Genomic DNA, 19,502 nt, shown 5'->3' on the forward strand with positions numbered 1-19,502 from the left:
TCAGGGCAAATGCACCTAAATTTCAGCCAGGACACACGAAGAACACGCAACAGCAAAAGCTTTAACGCGGAGGACGCCGAGGTTTCGCAAAGGTCGCAGAGGGTGTCGTGGCGGCCTTTGCGTTTTTCCTCTGCGCCCTCTGCGTTAAGGCTTTTGGGCTGTCCGCCACGAATTTGCTGAGAAAGAAGATGCCTTTGTCCTGGGTAAAGGATTCCGCCTGGGGAGGTGAACGGCGACATGATGTAAAGTAAACGGAACTGGTAAAAAGCATGTCGTCTCCCGGGCCCAAACAGGTCGTGGAGAACGTGTATCCGATGGCCGCGCCGATGGAGGATATAGATGCATACGGGTTTCCTCCACAGGTGTTCTCTTGATTTGCGAAAAGGGTGATCGTTCCATGTGTTGGGTGGCAAAACTGTATTTGAAAAGCAGAATGAAAGCTCTGTGTGCACTGGCGGTTGTAGTTTTCGGGCTTATGGTTGCAGGGGTTGCTGTGGCACAGACCCCGGTAACAGCAGATCGCATTGCGGCGCTGGAGAAGACGGCTTCCGACAATGCGAAGGCGATTGCGGCGGCTCAAAGCGCAGGCGACAACGCCTGGATGCTGACCAGCGCTGCACTGGTACTCATGATGAGCGGCCCAGGCCTGGCGCTGTTCTACGGCGGGCTGGTACGCAAAAAGAACATCCTCGGAACGATGATGCAGACTTTCGCGATGATGGCTGTGATTACCGTGCTTTGGGCGCTAGTGATCTACTCACTGGCGTTTGGCACAGGTAACGCCTTTATCGGCGGTCTGCACAATGTCTTTCTCCATGGCGTCGGTACGGCACCGATCAATGACTATGCGCCGACGATTCCGGGCCAGACGTTTATGGTCTACCAATTGATGTTCGCGATCATCACGCCGGCGCTGATTACCGGGGCGTTCGCCGAACGCATGAAGTTTTCCGCGATGCTGGTGTTCATGGTGCTGTGGGCATTTATTGTTTACAGCCCGATGGCGCATATGGTCTGGGGTGTCGGCGGGTTCCTGAGCGCTGCCAGCGGTAAGTTCCCCTGCCTGGACTTTGCGGGTGGCACGGTGGTACATCTGACCTCCGGCGTGAGCGCGTTGGTGACAGCGATATACCTCGGAAAGCGGCTGGGCTATCCGAAGAAGGCGATGCCTCCGCATTCTGTCGTACTGAGTTTTGTCGGGGCTTGTCTGCTGTGGGTGGGTTGGTTCGGCTTCAATGCCGGATCGGCGCTGGCTGCGAGCGGTCTGGCGACATCGGCTTTTGTGGCGACGCACTTTGCCGCCGCGGCTGCGGCAATCGGATGGTTGGCGGCTGAGTGGATTCGCAGCGGCAAGCCTTCGGCCCTGGGTGGCATCTCCGGCGCGGTTGCCGGGTTGGTTGCCATTACCCCGGCGTCAGGTTTCGTGACCCCTATGAGCGCCCTCTGGATTGGCCTGATTGCCGGCGTGTTCTGCTTCTTTATGGTGATCAAGGTCAAGAACATCTTTGGCTACGACGACTCGCTCGATGCTTTCGGCGTTCACGGAGCGGGCGGGACGCTGGGAGCCGTTCTGACGGGTTTGTTTGCCAATTCGGTGATCAATCCGATCTTTGGCTCGGGCAAAGCGACCGGATTTTTTGAGGGTAATCATCGCCAGGTGGTGAACCAATTGGTGGGTGTTGTCATCGCATGGACGATTTCCATCGTTGGTACGCTGATAATTCTGTTTGTAGTTGATAAGCTGATGGGTCTGCGCGTGAGCGAAGACGAAGAACGCGAAGGTTTGGATCTCTCGCAGCATGGCGAAGAGGGCTATGACTGGGAAGCAGCTTAATTGCAGGAAACAGGAATAGGAAAAGCGAGAAGGATATGCAGAAGATTGAGGCGGTTATTCAGCCTTCAAAGCTGGATGCAGTAAAAGATGCGCTGGTTGAGCTGGGGGTTTCGGGGATCACAATCTTCGAAGCACGTGGTCACGGGCGGCAAAAGGGGCACACGGAGTTCTATCGCGGTCGGGAGTACGCGGTTGATCTACTGCCCAAGGTGAAGCTCGAACTCGTCGTGACGGACGATATCGCGGAGAAGGCGATTCAGGCCATTATCACAGCGGCCCGAACAGGACGCATTGGAGATGGCAAGATCTTTGTTTCGAAGATCGACGAAGCGATTCGGATACGCAACGACGAACGTGGGGAGATTGCGCTCTAGCCGGCGCGTCGAGTTTGTAGTGACAAGGGCCGGAAAGACATGGCTTAGCCATGCTGTATAGGACGCTTCAACTCTCTTCCGCTGTTGCGACGCGAATGTGTCGTGAGAGCGGGTGAGGAAACAAAGGAGTCGCTTTACGGCATGGCTGAAGCTATGTCGTTCCGGCCTACGCCATTTTTGGATACAGGCAGTGTGGGAAGGGATTGGCAGAAAGAAAATTGAATAGCTTGGGGGTGAGGGCGACGATCGACGAAACTATGCGCGCGGAGTATGAGAGGCGGCTGGGGCAGATTCGCCGCGACTTCGAGATTGGCGGCAACGGTCTTTCCTTAGCCTCGTCTCGTTCTGAATTGGTGGATGAACTCATTGGCCGTCTGTGGGCCGTTGAGCTGGTTGCAGAGCCCAAGCTTGCGAAGGGGATCACTCTTGCGGCCATCGGCGGATATGGTCGAGCGCAGTTGTTTCCTTATTCGGATATCGATCTGCTGTTCTGTGCGGAAAAGGGAGAAGCTGTCCGCGCTAAGGATGCCATCCGGCGCGTGTCGCAGGCGTTGTGGGATTGCGGCATGCGCGTCTCTCCGATGACGCGAACACTGGCAGAGTGCGAGCGCTTTGCTCCGGAGAATGCAGAATTTGGCCTGTCTTTGCTGGATCGAAGGTTCCTCACTGGAGATACCGCGATCTTCGCCAAGCTGGATGACAAGATTCGCAACAAGATGATGGCGCGCGATGCGAAGGCGATTCGTGCAGAGGTGGCCTCGCTTACTCGCGAACGCCACGCCAAGTATGGCGATACGCTCTTTCATTTGGAGCCGAATATCAAGGACTGCCCCGGCGGTTTGCGCGACGCGAATGTCTGCGGCTGGCTGCGGATGTTGCAGGATCCTTTGTCTACCACCGTTAGCGAAGGCAGCGAGTTCGAAGATGCGTTGGCCTTCCTGGCCGCTGCGCGATGTTTTTTGCACTACCGGCATGAGCGTGACGACAACACACTCGACTGGCTGGCGCAGGATGCGGCGGCAGAGCTGCGCATCGGACTGGGACGGCGAGTTGGGGCTGGAAGCGGAAAGGTCGACGCAGCCTACTGGATGCGGGCCTATTTCCGTTATGCGCGGATTGTCGAGCGGCGATTGGATCGCGAGCTGGAAGTCAACGGACTGGTGCAGGACAGCGAACTTCGTCGCGTGAAACTCGCGCCGACCTCTGGCTTCCGACTGAAAGATGGGCGTATTGTGCTCGATCCCGCAGGTGCTGTCGATCCGGCAGCGGAGCCGGATGCCGTATTGGCTGCGTTTGCGGCTATGGCGAAGACCGGGGCTGCACTCTCCGCCGAGAGCGAAGAACGGATCGCGGCTGCTCTTCCACGGCTGTCCTCGCATCTGGAGGAAGGGCCGGCGCTGTGGAGCAAGCTGTCCGCGATTCTTACCGGAGAACGTGCGGGAAAAGCATTGCGGGCTATGCATGCGCTTGGTCTGCTGGAGTTGATTCTCCCCGAGTTTCACGGCATCGACGCCCTGGTGATTCGAGACGCTTACCATCGCTACACGGTGGACGAGCACACCTTTGTGGTGATCGATACGCTGCATGGGCTTGGCGCCGACCCGGGGCCGGATGCGCCGGAGTGGCGCATCAAGTTCCGGTCGATGGTGCGCGAACTCCAAAATCCAGGGCTGCTTTATCTGGCGGCGTTACTCCATGACACAGGCAAGGGCCGTGCCGGTGAGAATCATGCTATTGAGAGCGCCCGGATGGCAACGGGTGTGCTGGCCAGACTGGAGATGGATGCGTACGATACGTCGCTGGTGATGCGGCTTATTGAGATGCATCTTGAGATGTCCGCTGCGCTGCGACGGGACATCTTCGACGCGGAGACGGTGCGGGCGTTTGCGGGCAAGGTGCAGACGCACGAGTTGCTGCGTATGTTGACGCTGTTTACCTACTCAGACATCCAGGCCGTGCATCCTGACGCGCTTACGCCATGGAAGGCGGAGAACCTCTGGCGACTGTCGATGAATGCGGCTAATCAGCTGGACCGCAATGTCGATGAAGAGCGCGTCAACATTCGTGGCCGGGACGAACGCATTGCGCGCGTGCTGGCGTTGCTGCCGAAACGCGAGGCTGAGGTGGAGCAGTTCCTGGAGGGCTTCCCTGAGCGCTATCTGAAGACACGTTCTCCTGAGGAGATTCGGCGCCATTTCGAGATGACGACGCACTTTGAGGAAGAGCCGTTCCAAGTCTCCTGCAGCTACGGTACGACGATGAGCGAGATCGCTCTGGTCACGCGCGACCGGCCGAGATTGTTTGCGGGCATGGCTGCTGCGTTGGCTGCCTGGGGAATGAACGTCGTTACGGCCGATGGATTTGCCAATGAGGCGGGTGTCGTCGTCGACAGTTTCCGGTTTACCGATACGTTTCGCACGCTTGAACTGAATGTGAGTGAGCGGGAACGATTTGTGGAAAGTGTTCGGGAGCTGGTAGCGGGGCGTGCGTCTGTAGAAAAGATGCTGAGCGGGCGCCGGAGAGCACGCCGTCGCGCTCCACGCATTACGGTGGAAACGAAGATTGACTTCGACGAAACGGCCTCGAGCCATAGCACGCTGCTGCAGATCATCGCCCAGGATGTTCCGGGATTGCTGCGCGCCGTCAGCCTTACCTTGAGCACATTAGGGCACAACGTCGAAGTGGCCCTGGTCGATACCGAGGGCGAGACGGCAATCGACGTGTTTTACCTTACGCATGGGGGCGAACGGTTGAACCCGGAGCAGGAGCGAGATCTTCAGGCCGCGCTGCTGGAGGCGATCGATGAGAATGCGAGTTAGTTCGCCAAGCGTAGATTGATCGACTAGAAGGATGAAAAGGCAGGTTTGTTATCAGACATTGCCAGCCCTTTGACGCACAGTTGCACGCACGATATGACAAGGCGAACAAAATAGATGCGATGCCGACGGCAACGTATTGAAATAATTTAGCATCGCATCGTTATACTGAATTTTATGAGTATAGATCCTAATCAGACCTCGACCAGCGGGCGGCCTACAGAGGTTCCGCAGCGTAACGACCGGTACATCTTTGGCACGCTTGATAGTTTTGGCAAGAACCGGGACAAGGTTGAGGAGGTCAGCTGGGGCGATGCGCAGCCCGAGGGTGTGGTTCTGGCGTCGCTGGATGCCGCGATCAACTGGGTTCGTAAGAACTCGGTGTGGCCTATGACATTCGGTCTGGCCTGCTGTGCTATCGAGATGATGTCGATGGGCGGGTCACGCTACGATATCGCACGTTTCGGAGCGGAGGTGTTTCGTCCGTCTCCTCGGCAGAGCGACCTCATGATTATTGCGGGTCGTGTGTCGCAAAAGATGGCGCCGGTGATTCGTCGGCTTTACGAGCAGATGCCGGAGCCGAAGTGGGTGATTTCGATGGGAGCTTGCGCAACGTCGGGCGGTGTTTTCAATAACTATGCTCTGTTGCAAGGCGTTAATCAGGTAATTCCGGTGGATGTATATGTTCCTGGGTGCCCTCCGCGGCCGGAACAGTTGTTGTATGCCATTACGCTGCTGCAGGAAAAGATTCAGGCCAGCCGCGGAACAGTAAGGCAGACATTGAATTTGTCGTAACGGAAGCAAGGGTTGGTTTACTTAGCTTGGCGTTGAGGCAGGGGAACGGATTGTCGTAACTTTTATGAGGTTCGCAGACCGTTCTAGCGCTAATTGCCGATGAGTTTGCTCATTGGTAAATGGCTAAATTGATGCAGTGAAAAGAATTTTCTTGTAGACATAGAGAACATCTGCGTTACACTTTTCAGGAATCCCATAGGTAAGCGGACCACGGCTCCAAGCCTAAGTCCGCAGCGGTAGAACTTGTAAGCACGTTTCATTCAGTGGAGGATTGTCGAATGTCTTATCGCCCGTTTCGCAGTATCGGCCGGTGCCTGCTGGCAGCCAGTGCGGTCAGCTTTGGAATAGTGAGCCTGAGCGCGCAGACCGCGCCCAGCACAACCGCCCCCAGTGGGCCGAATCCTTCGCGCGTTGACATATTCGTGGGGTACTCGTACTTCGGAGCTCACGGCGAGGTGAAGCCGTTTGACCTTCCGTACTCGTCAATCAACGTAGGTGAAGCTGCTTCTGCCGCTTACTACTTCAATAAATATGTTGGTGGCGAGGCCGTTATCATTAGCCACCATGGCACTGGAAACGGTGGAGAGGCTAACGACGGATTTGATTCCGTGTCGTTTGGTCCTGTCTTCCGCGCTCCGATGCAGAATTTCACGCTCTTCGCGCATGGTCTCGTGGGCTTGGGCCGTCTTGTTGGACCCAACAACGACAATCCTGCTCTTTTTGAGCATGAGCCCTGGACATACGGCCCGGCCCTGACGGTCGGCGGTGGTATGGACTATGACACCCCGTTCTTCCATCACCACCTCGGCATCCGCCTGTTTGAGGCGGACTTCCGTTACGTTCATGCCGACTTCGGCCCTGTCGCTACGACCGTTACTCCCCCCTACACCACTGTTCCTCCTGTTTATGGAACACCCTGGCTGGGTGGCCGTGCGAACCTGAACGGTGTTGATCTCAGCACCGGTATCCTGTGGCACATCGGCAGTGTTCTCCCGCCGCCGGCTGTTACCTATGCATGCGCTGTGACGGCTCCGACCGGCACGATCTACCCTGGCGACGTAGTTACGGTTACCGGAACGGCGACCAACCTGTCCCCGAAGGGCAACACGAACTACACCTGGAACTCGGATGGAGGTCCTGTATCCGGAACCTCGAACGTAGCGAGCATCGACACCAAGTCGCTTGCGCCCGGCAACTATACGGTGAAGGGCAAGATTTCGCAGGGCAACAAGATCTACCAGAATGCTGAGTGCTCGGCGCAGTTCACGGTGACACCGTTTGCTCCTCCGACAGTCGGCTGCTCGGCGAACCCCTCAACAGTGAACCCGGGTGATCCTTCGACGATTACGGCTAGCGGCGTAAGCCCGCAAAACCGTCCTCTGACCTACAGCTATAGCGCTACGGCTGGTTCGATCAGCGGCAACACCTCGACGGCTACCCTGACAACGACCGGCGTTGCTCCTGGCACGATTAGTGTGACTTGCAACGTGGTTGACGACAAGGGTCAGACTGCTTCGCAGCAGACAACAGTTACGGTTACGGCGCCTGCGCCGCCACCGGCTGTCACGACGACCAGCCTCTGCACCATCGCATTCGATCGCGATGTGCGTCGCCCGACACGCGTGGACAATGAAGCCAAGGCTTGCCTTGACGACATCGCCCTCAGCGCGCAGCGCGATCCTCAGTCCAAGCTTGCTGTTATCGGCAACGCTCCGGCAGAAGAGAAGCAGGCTGAGCATAAGGCTGCTGAACGCGCGGTCAACGAGAAGGCTTACCTGGTAACCGAGAAGGGTGTGGATGCTTCGCGCATCACGGTCTACACCGGCACGGCAGGCAACAAGACCTCCGCGACGACCATCATCCCGGTAGGTGCGACGCTGGATACGACTGGACTCACCCCCGTGGATGAGGCAGCCGTCAAGGTTCAGCCTCGTACCCCACTCGGAGCCAAACGGCACCACCACAAGAAGGCATCCGCTCAGTAAGTAATAAGCGGAAGCTGACACAACAACGGCTGGCTGGGGATATCCCCAGCCAGCCGTTTTTAATGTAGCTAGTCCGATTTGGATCACACCGGAGCAGTCCATCTCAGCGAGCAGCTTCATCCGAATCCACCTAAAGCACCGCCTGCCCACGGAAAATCTAGCTATTTTGCCAACGGGATAGGCATCTTGTGGCGATCGTCCGTGAATCATACGAGGTAAGCGATACATCGTGTAGCCGCTTACCTAACTTTCATCTTCAACTTGTAGGGGGCCCCTTTCCCATGTTCAATCAATCGTTACGCAGTATCAGCCGATGCCTGTTGGTTGCCAGTATGGCCAGCCTAGGTGTGGCAAACCTCAAGGCGCAAAGCGCGCCCAACGTAGCCACTCCTCCAGCGGCGGTGAATTTTCCGCGCTACGACATATTCCTGGGCTACTCATACTTCAATGCCCATGCCCAGCTACAGCCGTTCAATATTCCCTACGACTCGATTACCGTAGGCGGTATTGCGTCGGGCGCCCTGTTCTTCACCAGGCATCTAGGTGTGGAGGTTTCGTTTGTCGATCATAATGGCACGAAAAACAACGGCAGCGATAACGATGGTTTTAACTCGGCGATGGCGGGTCTTATCTATCGTTTCCCGGTGGGGAACTTCACGCCCTTTGTGCATGCATTGGGTGGCGAAGGACGTATCGTCGGCCCAAACAACGATTCTCCTGCGCTGTTTGAGCACGAGCCCGCGACATGGGGGGCAACAATGGCGGCTGGCGGCGGTCTGGACTACAACACGCCTCTTTGGGGTCACCGTATTAGCTTTCGCCTGATTCAGGCGGATTTCCGTTATGCCCATGCGGACTTTGGAACGCCGTATGCGGGAGGCGTTCCTGTTTATGGCCCCCCCTTCCTGGGTGGTAACACCGACCTTAAGGGTATCGATCTCAGTGCCGGTATTGTCCTGCATCCTGGGGAGAAGCGATGGGCGGAACCTGTCACCTACGCTTGTTCGGTCACGGCTCCAACCGGCACGATCTATCCCGGGGATGTTGTTACGATCAGCGGAACCCCCAGCGGTCTGAACCCGAAGAGGACCACGAACTATACCTGGGCAGCGGAGGGCATTCCTGTCTCCGGTACCTCGAATGTGGTGAGCGTGGATACAAAGTCACTCGCCCCTGGCAACTACACGGTACACGGCCATGTAGCACAAGGAGCCAAGCCTCTTGAGATCGCCGACTGCACGGCGCAGTTTACGGTCAGCCCATTCGCACCTCCCACTGTTAGCTGCTCGGCGAATCCCTCGACGGTGAACCCGGGCGATCCCTCTACGATTACGGCCACTGGTGTAAGCCCGCAGAACCGTCCTCTGACCTACAGCTATAGCACTACAGCTGGCACGATCAGCGGCAATACATCAACGGCGCAGTTGTCGACAAGTGGAGCTGCCGCTGGCGCAACGATTACTGTGAGCTGCGATGTGGTCGACGATAAGGGACAGACTGCTTCGTCAACGGCGACCGTCATGGTAGCCGCGCCACCCCCGCCCCCGCAAGTTACAGCGAGCAGCCTCTGCACCATCGCATTCGATCGCGATGTGCGTCGCCCGACGCGTGTGGACAATGAAGCCAAGGCTTGCCTTGACGACATCGCCCTCAGCGCCCAGCGAGATTCTCAGGCTAAGCTGGCTGTCGTTGGCAGCGCTGCAGCCGACGAGAAGATGGCCGATCACAAAGCTGCAGAACGTGCAGTGAATGAGAAGGCCTACCTGGTAACCGAGAAGGGTGTGGATGCCTCGCGCATCACGGTGTACACCGCCGCGGCCGGCACCAAGAGCGCGGCGACAACCATCATCCCGGCTGGTGCGACCTTCGATACGACTGGACTCACCCCTGTGGATGAGACAGCCGTCAAGGTCCAGCCTCGTACGCCGCTCGGAGCCCCGAGGCATCACCACAAAACAGCGGCTACCAACTAATAGGCGGAAGCTGACATAAGAACGGCTGGCTGAGAGATTCTCAGCCAGCCGTTTCTTTTGGCGAGTGCTTATTTTGAATGGCGGACTCACCTTTGAGTCCGCACCTCAACGTGCAGCTTATCGCTGGGCAAGACGAGGTGTATTGTTGTGGGTAATAAGAAGCTGATCACCCTTAAGCATTTTTACTAGAGATTGTAAGCAACGGGAGTACACTTTCGTGGAATACCCTTTATCCGTGGCTTTTTGATTCGAATACTTTTCAATCAAATGGAGAATTCCAGCAGATGGTGTTCTTTGAATGTAAACTTATTGTAATCAATGGCTTGCAGGTGCAAGGAAATACGGTCATAATACTCCAGGGCCTTTGCTCAAGGCTTTCCTCGAAGGAATAGCTCTTAGTAAAGCTGAACTATGCAATACGCGAAATTACGCGTAGGGCCAAATTTCGGCGGATATGCCAGGTATCTGGGCGCGAAGTTTTGCGAATCAACAAAGTACACAAGTTTCGCAGACTATAATCCGCTGGACCTATTATTTTGTTTCTGACTGTGGGGAGGCTACGTCTTATGTCTTATCATTCGTTCCGCAATATTGGCCGATGCCTGCTGGTTGCCGGTATGGCTAGCGTTGGAGTAGCAGGTCTAAATGCACAAAGTGCGGCCAAAGTAGCTGCTCCCGTTTCGGAGGATAACCTTCCGAGCTATAACATCTTCCTGGGATACTCGTATTTCAATTCCCATGCCCAGCTACAGCCGTTCAATATCCCCTATGCGTCGATTACGACAGGCGGAACCGTAGCCGGCTCCTTGTTTTTTACCAGGCATCTAGGTGTTGAAGTTTCGTTTGTCGATCACAATGGCACGGCAGACAATGGCAGCGATAACGATGGTTTCAACTCCATATCGGCAGGCGGCATTTATCGCTTCCCGATTTCGAATTTCACGCCCTTTGCGCATGTATTGTTTGGCGGGGCACGTATCGTGGGGCCGAACAACGATGCTCCAGCGTTGTTTGAGCACGAGCCCCCGACGTGGGGTCCAGCCCTCACGGCTGGCGGCGGCCTGGACTACAACACAGGGCTTTGGGGACACCGTGTCAGCTTTCGCCTGATTCAGGTGGATTTTCGTTACGCCCATGCAGACTTTGGCACGCCCTATGCGGGAGGTATTCCCGTTTATGGAACTCCCTGGCTGGGGGGAAATACCGACCTTAAGGGGATCGATCTAAGTGCCGGCATTGTGCTGCATCCGGGCCACAAGCAGTGGACTGAACCTGTCAGCTACGCCTGCTCTGTGACGGTGCCGACCGGCACGATCTATCCTGGGGATATTGTTACGATCAGCGGAACTCCCGCCGGGTTGAACCCCAAGAAGGCTGCGAGCTATACCTGGGCAGCGGAGGGCATTCCTGTCTCCGGCACCTCGGATGTAGTGAGTGTGAACACGAAGTCACTCGCGCCTGGTAGCTACACGGTACATGGCCACGTAGCGCAGGGATCCAGGCCTTATGAGGTCGCCGACTGCTCGACGCAGTTTACTGTGGCCGCCTTCCAGCCGCCGACAGTGAGCTGCTCGGCAAATCCATCGACGGTCAATCCTGGCGACCCATCGACGATTACGGCTAGCGGTGTAAGCCCGCAGAACCGTCCTCTGACCTACAGCTACAGCGCCACGGCCGGTACGATCAGCGGCAATACGTCAACAACTACAATGTCGACGAGTGGAGCTGCCCCCGGTTCAACGATTACTGTAAGTTGCGATGTGGTCGACGACAGATCCCAGACTGCTTCGTCAACGGCGGCTGTCCTGGTATCCGCTCCTCCGCCACCCCCGCCAGCCGCTAAGGCGAGCAGCCTCTGCACAATCGGATTCGATCGTGATCCGAAGCGCCCGACACGCGTGGACAATGAAGCCAAGGCTTGCCTTGATGACATTGCCCTCAGTGCCCAACGCGATTCGCAAGCCAAGTTGGCGATTATCGGCAACGCTACGGATGGCGAAGTAACGGCCGACCACAAAGCTGCAGAACGTGCCGTGAATGCGAAGGACTACCTGGTGAGCGAAAAGGGGCTGAATCCCGCGCGTATCGCGGTTTACACCGGTACGGCCGATGCCAGGAACGCAACCACGACCATCATCCCGGAGGGAGCCATCTTTGATACCGCCGGACTTAGCCCTGTGGATGAGGCTGCTGTCAGGCCGACTCCAAGACAACCGCTGCCAACCGGGAGACGCCGTCGCAAGTAAGGCAGTCGACAAGGAATATAGAAGCCTATCAACCACGGCTGGCTGGGAATCTCCCGCCAGCCGTGTCTTTTGCCCGCGACTCTGACGAAGGCAGCTTTGGTGCAGGTATCTCTTTTGAGGCAAGGTTCAGGGGGGAAGTGCTTTAAGGAGGGTGCAATTCGTGGCAGAACGGGTTAACTTTAATAGATAAGCAAGAGGTCACAAGAAAAGAATGATTTGGCGTATGTTACGCAAGCTTGGTATGTCGGTTTTATTTTGTGCAATTGTGCCGACCGCGATGCACGCGGTGACTTGGTTTCCTTTGGGTCCCTATGGTGGCGATGCCCGTTCTTTTGCGGCGGATCCTGGTAACTCCAAGCACCTCTATATGGGGACGGCCATCGGTTGGCTGTATGAATCCAATGATGGTGGCTCGACGTGGGCACGGTTGTCGCGCATCGACAAGCGCGACGATCTGGTGCTCCGCCACATCCTGATTGATCCCAGGAACCCGAAGCACATGGTTGTCGGGGCGTACGCGGTCGGCAGCCCCGACGGCGGGGTATACATCAGTGATGACGCGGGCAGGAACTGGTATGCACAGGCTGAGATGCGCCGGCAGTCAGTCCGTTCGATGGCTCAATCCTTGTCTAACCCGGATGAGCTGGTTGCGGGCACTCTTAAAGGTATCTATCGCAGCATGGACGACGGCAAACACTGGCAGCTCATCAGCCCGGAGGGAAGCAAGGAGATTCACGAGGTTGAATCCCTGGCCATTGATCCCGTCGATCCTAAGATTATTTATGCGGGGACGTGGCACCTGCCCTGGAAGACCGTAGACGGTGGCGAGAAGTGGGACCCCATCAAACAGGGTCTCATCGACGATTCGGATGTATTTTCGATCATCATCGATCCGGCGAAGCCTTCCATTGTCTATGCAAGTGCTTGCTCGGGTATCTACAAGAGCGTGGATGCCGCGGCGCAGTTCAAAAAGATACAGGGTATTCCGTCTACCGCGCGCAGGACGCGCAGGCTGCTGCAAGACCCTGTCCATCCCGAGACGGTTTATGCAGGCACCACGGAGGGACTCTATCGCACGCAGGATGGCGGTAAGACCTTTATACGGATGACCGGGCCGGAAATTATTGTGAACGATGTCTACGTCGATCCGAAGAACCCGGATCACGTTCTGCTCGCGACCGATCGGGGTGGGGTTCTGCGCAGCGAGGACACGGGCTTCAGCTTCCAGGCCTCGAATACAGGTTTTTCGGCGCAGCAGGTAACGGCTTTTGCATCGGACTCTCAGAACCATGCCACTATCTATGCGGGAGTGGCGAATGCCAAAGAGTCCGGAGGCGTGTTTCGGAGCGTCGACGGAGGAGTGCGATGGGAGCAGCAGAGTTCCGGTCTCGGCGGCCGTGATGTCTTCAGCCTGGCGTCGACGCCTACGGGGACGCTGCTTGCAGGAACGGAGCACGGTATTTTTCGTCTCGGTGAATCAGGCTGGTCTGATTCTGGCGCTCTACCTCCTGCTACGCCCCCAGCGAGTGCGCCTAAAAAGTCAAAGCCTGGAGCCAAGCCGAAGGCCGGAGTCAGGCTTAAAGCGACGCCTGTATCGTATGTTTTCCAACAGGGGACAGAAACAGCCAAGAAGAAACCAGGAGCCGGATCGAAGCGGCGGCCCGCTGCACCGCCACCGATATTTTCGAACCTTGGTGCGGCCGTCTATTCGCTCGTTGCGGATGGCGGTACGGTGTATGCAGCTACCTCAGAGGGCCTGCTCCGCGGAGACAATGACGGGCACTTTTGGACTCCTGTGAGCTCCTTCTCTATGTCCGATCCGCATTTTGTCGCGGCAGATAAGACTACAGTGATGGTCGCCGGACTAAAGCGCATTGATCTGTCGCTGGACGCGGGGACTACATGGAACACGGTCAATCTTCCGGAGGATTTGAAGCAGGTTGCAGCTATCGCGGTAGATGAGCAGGACAATTTGTGGGTTGGCGGACACCCAGGCGTATTTCGTTCCACGGATCACGGGCAATCGTGGACGATGCTGCCCAATCTCTTCGTGACGGATGTGGACGGCATCTTCTTCGATGCGGCGGGCCATCGCGTATTGGTGGCATCCGCAAGTTCTACGATTACGTTTGCGGTGAGTTTGCCGGACTACAAGGTGAGCTACTGGGAAACGGGCTGGAATCTGCGGTTTGTCCGGTCTATTGGCAACCACCTGATCGGCGCAACCATGTTTGACGGGATGGTTATCCAGCCGGAGATGGTTGTCTCCCCAATTTCGGCGGCAAAGTGAGAATGCGATTCACAAGAGCCTCGGAGGTCTAGAATATAAAGTGATGAACTCCGAGGCTATCAACAAGCGTCCACGGCACTCCTTTCAAACCGACGATCCGCAACTGGAGCCGATTGCGGACAAGGTTCAGCGCGGTGAGCGATTGAGCTTTGACGATGGTGTTGCGCTCTATCGGAGCGGTGACATCCTGGCCGTTGGCTGGATGGCCAATCTCGTCCGCGAACGGCTGCATGGCGATCTCGCATACTTCAATGTGAATCGCCATATCAACCCCACGAACGTGTGTGTTGCCTCCTGCCGGTTGTGTGCCTTCGGCCGCAAGAAAGGCGCAGCCGATACGTATACGATGGCGCTCGAGGAAGCCTGGGAGACTGCCGGCAAGGGGTTGACCGAGGCCGTCACGGAGTTCCATATCGTGGGTGGTTTGCACCCTGATCTTCCGTTTGAATATTTCATGGATCTGGTGCGCGGACTAAAAGATCGCTATCCGCAGGTCCACATCAAAGCCTTCACAATGGTCGAGATCGCATTTCTTGCCAAACGCGGCAAGATGACGATCGAAGAGGCGCTGGAGCGCATGAAGGCTGCGGGTGTGGATTCGTGCCCGGGCGGCGGTGCAGAGATCTTTGCGGACCGCGTGCGACACATCATCTGCGACCATAAGATCGATGGCGGCGAATGGCTGGACACGGCGCGGCTCACGCATAAGGCTGGGCTGCGGTCGAACGCCACAATGCTCTATGGGCACATTGAGAACGATGAAGATCGCGTCGATCATCTGCTGAAACTGCGTGCCGTGCAGGATGAGACCGGCGGCTTCCAGACATTCATTCCTCTGAGCTTTCATCCGGAAAATACAGCGTTGGGGCACCTTCCGAAGTCGAGCGGCATGACGGACATTAAGCAGATTGCTGTGAGCCGTCTGCTGCTGGATAACTTTGCGCACATCAAGAGCTACTGGCAGATGGTGACGCCGAAGATGGCGCAGATTTCACTGCGTTTTGGTGCGGATGATATCGATGGCACGGTGATTGAAGAGAAGATCTACCACGATGCCGGAGCGAAGACGCCACAGGGACTGCGCCGTCAGGATCTTGTGCGGCTCATCGTCGAAGCTGGCCGGGTGCCGTTTGAGCGCGACACGATGTATCGTGCCGTGACGCGCACTGAGGACAGTTTTACGGTCGCAGTCTGATCTAAATCGTCTTGGCGAGGCGCACGGTGGAACTTGTCGAGGATACGACTCGCGGCGCAGGCAGCAAAACTCCTACTCGATGGAGTGCTGTCATCTTTGCGATCAAAGTCCGGGGGCTACGCGCGCAACGCTGGGTGCATGACCTTGATCGCACGGCCCGCAGTTGGCCGATCGAAAGACATCCCAAAAACGAATGGAAGCTTCGATACGAGTTGCGTTCGCGTCTGTGGTCCGATGTGGACAAACGGGAGCGCGAGTTTGAACTTGGCAAGGTGGAGAATCTGCGTCGCGCTTGTTCTCGCCTGAACGGCATCGTTATTGATGCAGGCGGTACTTTCAGTTTCTGGCGACAGATCGGCAGAGCGAGTAGGCAACGTGGCTTTGTTGTAGGCCGGATGTTGCAGCAGGGATGTGTCGTTCCAGCCGTAGGTGGCGGGCTGTGCCAACTTTCCAACGCGCTCTATGGCCTCGCGCTGAAGAGTGGGTGTGAGATCGTTGAGCGCCATGCGCACTCCATAAAAATGCCCGACGCGCCGGCGCACGATGCGACAGTGGCCTGGAACTATGTCGACCTCCGTTTTCGTGTGCAGGAACAAACGCGAATCAAAGCCTGGATGAGTGGAGAAGAACTGATCGTAGAGTGGCAGACCGGTGGTTCGAGTGTGTTTCCGTCGCCAGGATACGTAAGGTTGGAACAGATCGTAGAGCCACGTGCGCTACAGGAATTACAAAGCTGTGCGAGTTGCGGTGTCACAGATTGCTTCCGCCACGAAGCACCGCGGGCTGCGGCGGAGTATAGAGAGCGTACGGCCTATCTGGTAGATTCCGACTTGCCGGAGTTTGAGGAATATGTTCAACGTGTTCGCAGGCCGGGCGACGTGTTGGTGTCGAAAGACATAGCGCGATCGCATTCGGCGGAGCGCATGGCGGTGAAGTTCGCACAGTCTCTGCGTCTTGATGTGACGCATCTCTGCGTGAGTCAAAGTCTGCTGCCCTGGCTGTGGCGTATGGGTGCGATGGGTGGCCGCACGTTCGATGTATTCATGACATCCCCACCTACACGGGTACCGGAGGCTGTGTCAGACCCGTGGCTGGTTCGCGATGAGGAAGAGGCGTTGACGTTTGCTCGCCGCTTAATCTTTCAGGTAGAGACGGGTGCTGTTTCAGCTATCCAGATGCAACCCGAGACGATAGGCGCGTGAACGACTACATGTTGCGAGGGTATCGCAAGACTGATCTCGATGCGCTGGTTCGGCTCGACGATATATGCTTTGCGCCGCAGTTTCGGTTTACGCGTGCCATGATGCGGCGCTTTGCCGAGGATGAGAAGGCGCGCGTTGTGATCGTGGAACAGGATGAAGAATTTGTGGGTTTCTGCATCGCGCATGTAGAGCCAGAGAATGCCGGATATGTTGTGACACTCGATGTCGATCCAGCGCATTGGAGAAACGGTATTGCAAGCCGGCTGATGCGGCGCGTGGAGGAGGAATGCCACGTCGCCGGATGTGTGTCGATGGCATTGCATGTGTTTACAGGGAACACGGCTGCCATTCGTTTTTACGAACGAAGCGGGTATGTGAACGCCGGTGCCGTAGAGGATTTCTACGGCACCGGCGTTCATGCACTGGCGTATTTCAAATCGCTGCTATCTATTACGAGATAACACGACCTAGAATTTAAAGCGATAGCGGAACTCTCCATAGATCTGCCGCGGGTCGTTATAGTGAAATCCGCCGAAGGTAAGGCTGTTATCGAGCAGCACTCGCGTGTTGCCGACGTTTAGCATGTTCACAGAGACCGTGTACTTCTGGCCAAAGTCTTTTCCCAGTGCAAGGTCTGCCGTTGTATGTGACGGCAGATAAGGGCCGGTGTGCGGAGAGGGCGCTTGCTGGTCGCCGTTCGAGAAACCAGAACCGTAGTACACATTGAACGAACCGAAGATGCGATACGGCAGGTTGCCATTGAAGCCAACGTTGAGCGTGTTGCGTTGATCGTGGTCGAGCGCTGAGTAACCTGGCGCGACATAGCAAGGATCTCCTGGAGCTTGCGACGCGCCGACGCAGGTTAGGCCACCGGTGATGCCGCCAATCTGCTGGGCGATTTGATTCGAGTACGAGAGGTGGGCCTGCCCAAAGCGCCATAGGTGCGGAGAACGTATCGTCAATTCCCACGCCTGAATCAATGCACCCTGCACGGTGATCGGGATAAAGACGCTCGACTCGCCGATATTGTTGTGATCTAGGAAGTTCTTTGCCTGGGTCTGGAAGGTGTCGGCATCCAACACCCAGCCGCGGAAGGGAATCTGCACGCCGAACTGGTGTTCTTCATTGCGCTCTCCCTTGAGTGGAACATAGCCGTCCTGGTTGCTCAGGGCGTAGTTCAGCAAAGGGCCACTGATACTAGTCAGCGGTGGCGGCTGGTAGAAGTGTCCATAGAAGCCACGGAAGACCCAGTTGAGCTTTGGAATCTGCACGGCGATACCGAGGCGCGGATAGATTGCGTTCTCGGTGATGGTCCCTTGAAAGTGTGTCTGACGCTCGCCTGCGATCAACGTTAGCCAGGAGGTTGGTTTGTAGTTGTCTTCAAGGTAGGCTTCTTGAACGCCGGCAAGAATTACAGGATTTACCGGCGGGAAGTTGGGGTAGGTGCCATCGTTGATGGTCAGCCCGAATAGATCGTTCTCGTGCTGCGCATAGCCATAGATGCCCGCCGAGATTGAATTTTTTGCGATCACTGTTGAGATCGATGCCTGTCCTCCGGCGTAGAGTCCGGTCTCATTGACGGTTGTTGCAACCGGCATATCGTTGGGGCTCGACTGATAGTTGACGCTGTTGTAGTGAAAGAACGGCGATACCTGCGATAGAGTCGTTGCACTGAATGTATGCAGCCAGGTAAAGGCAGCATAGCTATCCGTCTCGTGCTCTCCGTCGTTCAGCTGGCTTGAGTTGTAGAAGGAGCTCTCCCAGTCATTGGGATCGGGGTCCTTCGGAATCTGGTAGTAGTCAGTCCGCAGTTGAGTGGTCAACCGCAGTTGGTTGGCTGAATCGTGGTTGTAGACCAGAGACGCAAACCCGCCGTATCCGTTTTCTGCATCGTGCACGGGCTGTGAGACAGCGGGTTGCAGTCCGTAGTCGCTGCGATTGCCGTTGAGGCTCGCATACCAGGCGAACCTCTCCGTATGGTCACCCAGGCTGATCTGATCGTTTGTCTGGAAGAAGTTGCCCGCCGTTATCACAAGCTCGCCGTCACGATTGCGCTCGAAGCCACTGCGCGGCACTACGTTGAACATGCCATAGGTGCGGTCACCAAGGTCAGCACTATAGCTGCCGCGGTCTACTTCCAGGGTGTCGATATCTTTTGGATCGATCTGCGGTCCGATGTTGCTGGCGATGTTTGTATTTGGAATGAAGACACCATCGATCAGCCAACTGAGTTCATGGCCGCCGCGCATGTGCAGCATGTCGTGTGTCATGTAGGTGCCAGGAACGAAGTCGGTAATCATCGCCAGGCTATTGGTGCGGTCGGCCCCTGGGGTTCTGGCAATGTCGATACGGTCGATCTGCGTCTCAGGTGTCACCGAATCGATGTTCGTAGCGTTCTCCGTGCCCTGCACCGTGACGGACTGGTTGACTGTCTCTAGCGTCAACTGAAAGTGAAGCGCAATGGTGGACTGGCTATTGACCGTAACTGTTTGTTGAAAGTCAGAGAATCCCGCATCGCTGATCGTGACGACATAGTCGCCGAGGGGAACTGCAGCTATCTCAAAGGCTCCATCGCGATTCGATACCGCGGAGAAAGTGAGATAGGAGTGTGCCGCGCGAAGCGTAATCTTTGCCCCACCGATTGGCCTGTGTTGTGGATCATGCACTACTCCACGCACCTGCCCAAACTCATTGGCGCGCGCCTGCGCTGTGCCCATCAAGACCACTACGAACAAGAAAAACAACCATGCGACTCTGCGCATATAGACCTCCTCGCCACAACTGCGACGAAA

Annotated in this window: 12 protein-coding genes; 11 read left to right on the forward strand and 1 reads right to left on the reverse strand. The window is 56.6% G+C overall.

Features of this window, described 5'->3' with window-relative positions; genetic code table 11:
• Positions 1-433: 433 nt before the first annotated feature.
• The 11 genes from GSQ91_RS22970 to GSQ91_RS23020 all read left to right on the forward strand — a co-directional run bounded on the left by GSQ91_RS22970 (position 434) and on the right by GSQ91_RS23020 (position 17,171).
• The gene (locus GSQ91_RS22970; protein WP_158824086.1) at positions 434-1,834 is read left to right on the forward strand and encodes an ammonium transporter; all 1,401 of its coding nucleotides are present in this window, start codon (positions 434-436) and stop codon (positions 1,832-1,834) included.
• Between the two features lie 35 nt (positions 1,835-1,869).
• On the forward strand, positions 1,870-2,208 hold the full coding sequence (locus tag GSQ91_RS22975) for a P-II family nitrogen regulator (protein WP_158824087.1): 339 nt from the start codon (positions 1,870-1,872) through the stop codon (positions 2,206-2,208).
• A gap of 203 nt (positions 2,209-2,411) precedes the next feature.
• Positions 2,412-5,027, forward strand: a complete 2,616-nt coding sequence (glnD, locus tag GSQ91_RS22980; RefSeq protein ID WP_254064840.1) for a [protein-PII] uridylyltransferase — start codon at positions 2,412-2,414, stop codon at positions 5,025-5,027.
• A 174-nt stretch (positions 5,028-5,201) separates the two neighbouring features.
• Positions 5,202-5,819, forward strand: a complete 618-nt coding sequence (locus GSQ91_RS22985; protein WP_158824088.1) for an NADH-quinone oxidoreductase subunit B — start codon at positions 5,202-5,204, stop codon at positions 5,817-5,819.
• A 278-nt stretch (positions 5,820-6,097) separates the two neighbouring features.
• Positions 6,098-7,804 (forward strand): hypothetical protein, encoded by a 1,707-nt coding sequence (locus GSQ91_RS22990; RefSeq protein WP_158824089.1) that lies wholly within the window; start codon positions 6,098-6,100, stop codon positions 7,802-7,804.
• Between the two features lie 332 nt (positions 7,805-8,136).
• Complete coding sequence (locus GSQ91_RS22995; protein ID WP_254064841.1) at positions 8,137-9,777, forward strand: hypothetical protein; 1,641 nt, start codon at positions 8,137-8,139, stop codon at positions 9,775-9,777.
• 566 nt (positions 9,778-10,343) lie between these two features.
• A complete protein-coding gene (locus GSQ91_RS23000) occupies positions 10,344-12,023 on the forward strand; it encodes a hypothetical protein (RefSeq protein ID WP_158824091.1) in 1,680 nt (559 codons plus the stop codon).
• A 223-nt stretch (positions 12,024-12,246) separates the two neighbouring features.
• Positions 12,247-14,313, forward strand: coding sequence for a hypothetical protein (locus tag GSQ91_RS23005; RefSeq protein ID WP_254064842.1), 2,067 nt, complete (start codon positions 12,247-12,249; stop codon positions 14,311-14,313).
• A gap of 43 nt (positions 14,314-14,356) precedes the next feature.
• Complete coding sequence (gene mqnE, locus GSQ91_RS23010) at positions 14,357-15,508, forward strand: aminofutalosine synthase MqnE (protein WP_158824093.1); 1,152 nt, start codon at positions 14,357-14,359, stop codon at positions 15,506-15,508.
• A 26-nt stretch (positions 15,509-15,534) separates the two neighbouring features.
• On the forward strand, positions 15,535-16,710 hold the full coding sequence (locus GSQ91_RS23015; protein WP_158824094.1) for a VanW family protein: 1,176 nt from the start codon (positions 15,535-15,537) through the stop codon (positions 16,708-16,710).
• Complete coding sequence (locus tag GSQ91_RS23020; RefSeq protein WP_158824095.1) at positions 16,707-17,171, forward strand: N-acetyltransferase; 465 nt, start codon at positions 16,707-16,709, stop codon at positions 17,169-17,171. Before GSQ91_RS23015 ends, GSQ91_RS23020 begins: the two co-directional genes overlap by 4 nt.
• A 6-nt stretch (positions 17,172-17,177) precedes the next feature.
• Here GSQ91_RS23020 and GSQ91_RS23025 read toward each other — a convergent pair whose 3' ends face one another.
• On the reverse strand, positions 17,178-19,472 hold the full coding sequence (locus tag GSQ91_RS23025; protein WP_158824096.1) for a TonB-dependent receptor: 2,295 nt from the start codon (positions 19,470-19,472) through the stop codon (positions 17,178-17,180).
• Between the last annotated feature and the right edge of the window lie 30 nt (positions 19,473-19,502).

It is taken from the genome of Granulicella sp. S156, assembly GCF_009766105.1.
GTDB lineage: Bacteria > Acidobacteriota > Terriglobia > Terriglobales > Acidobacteriaceae > Granulicella.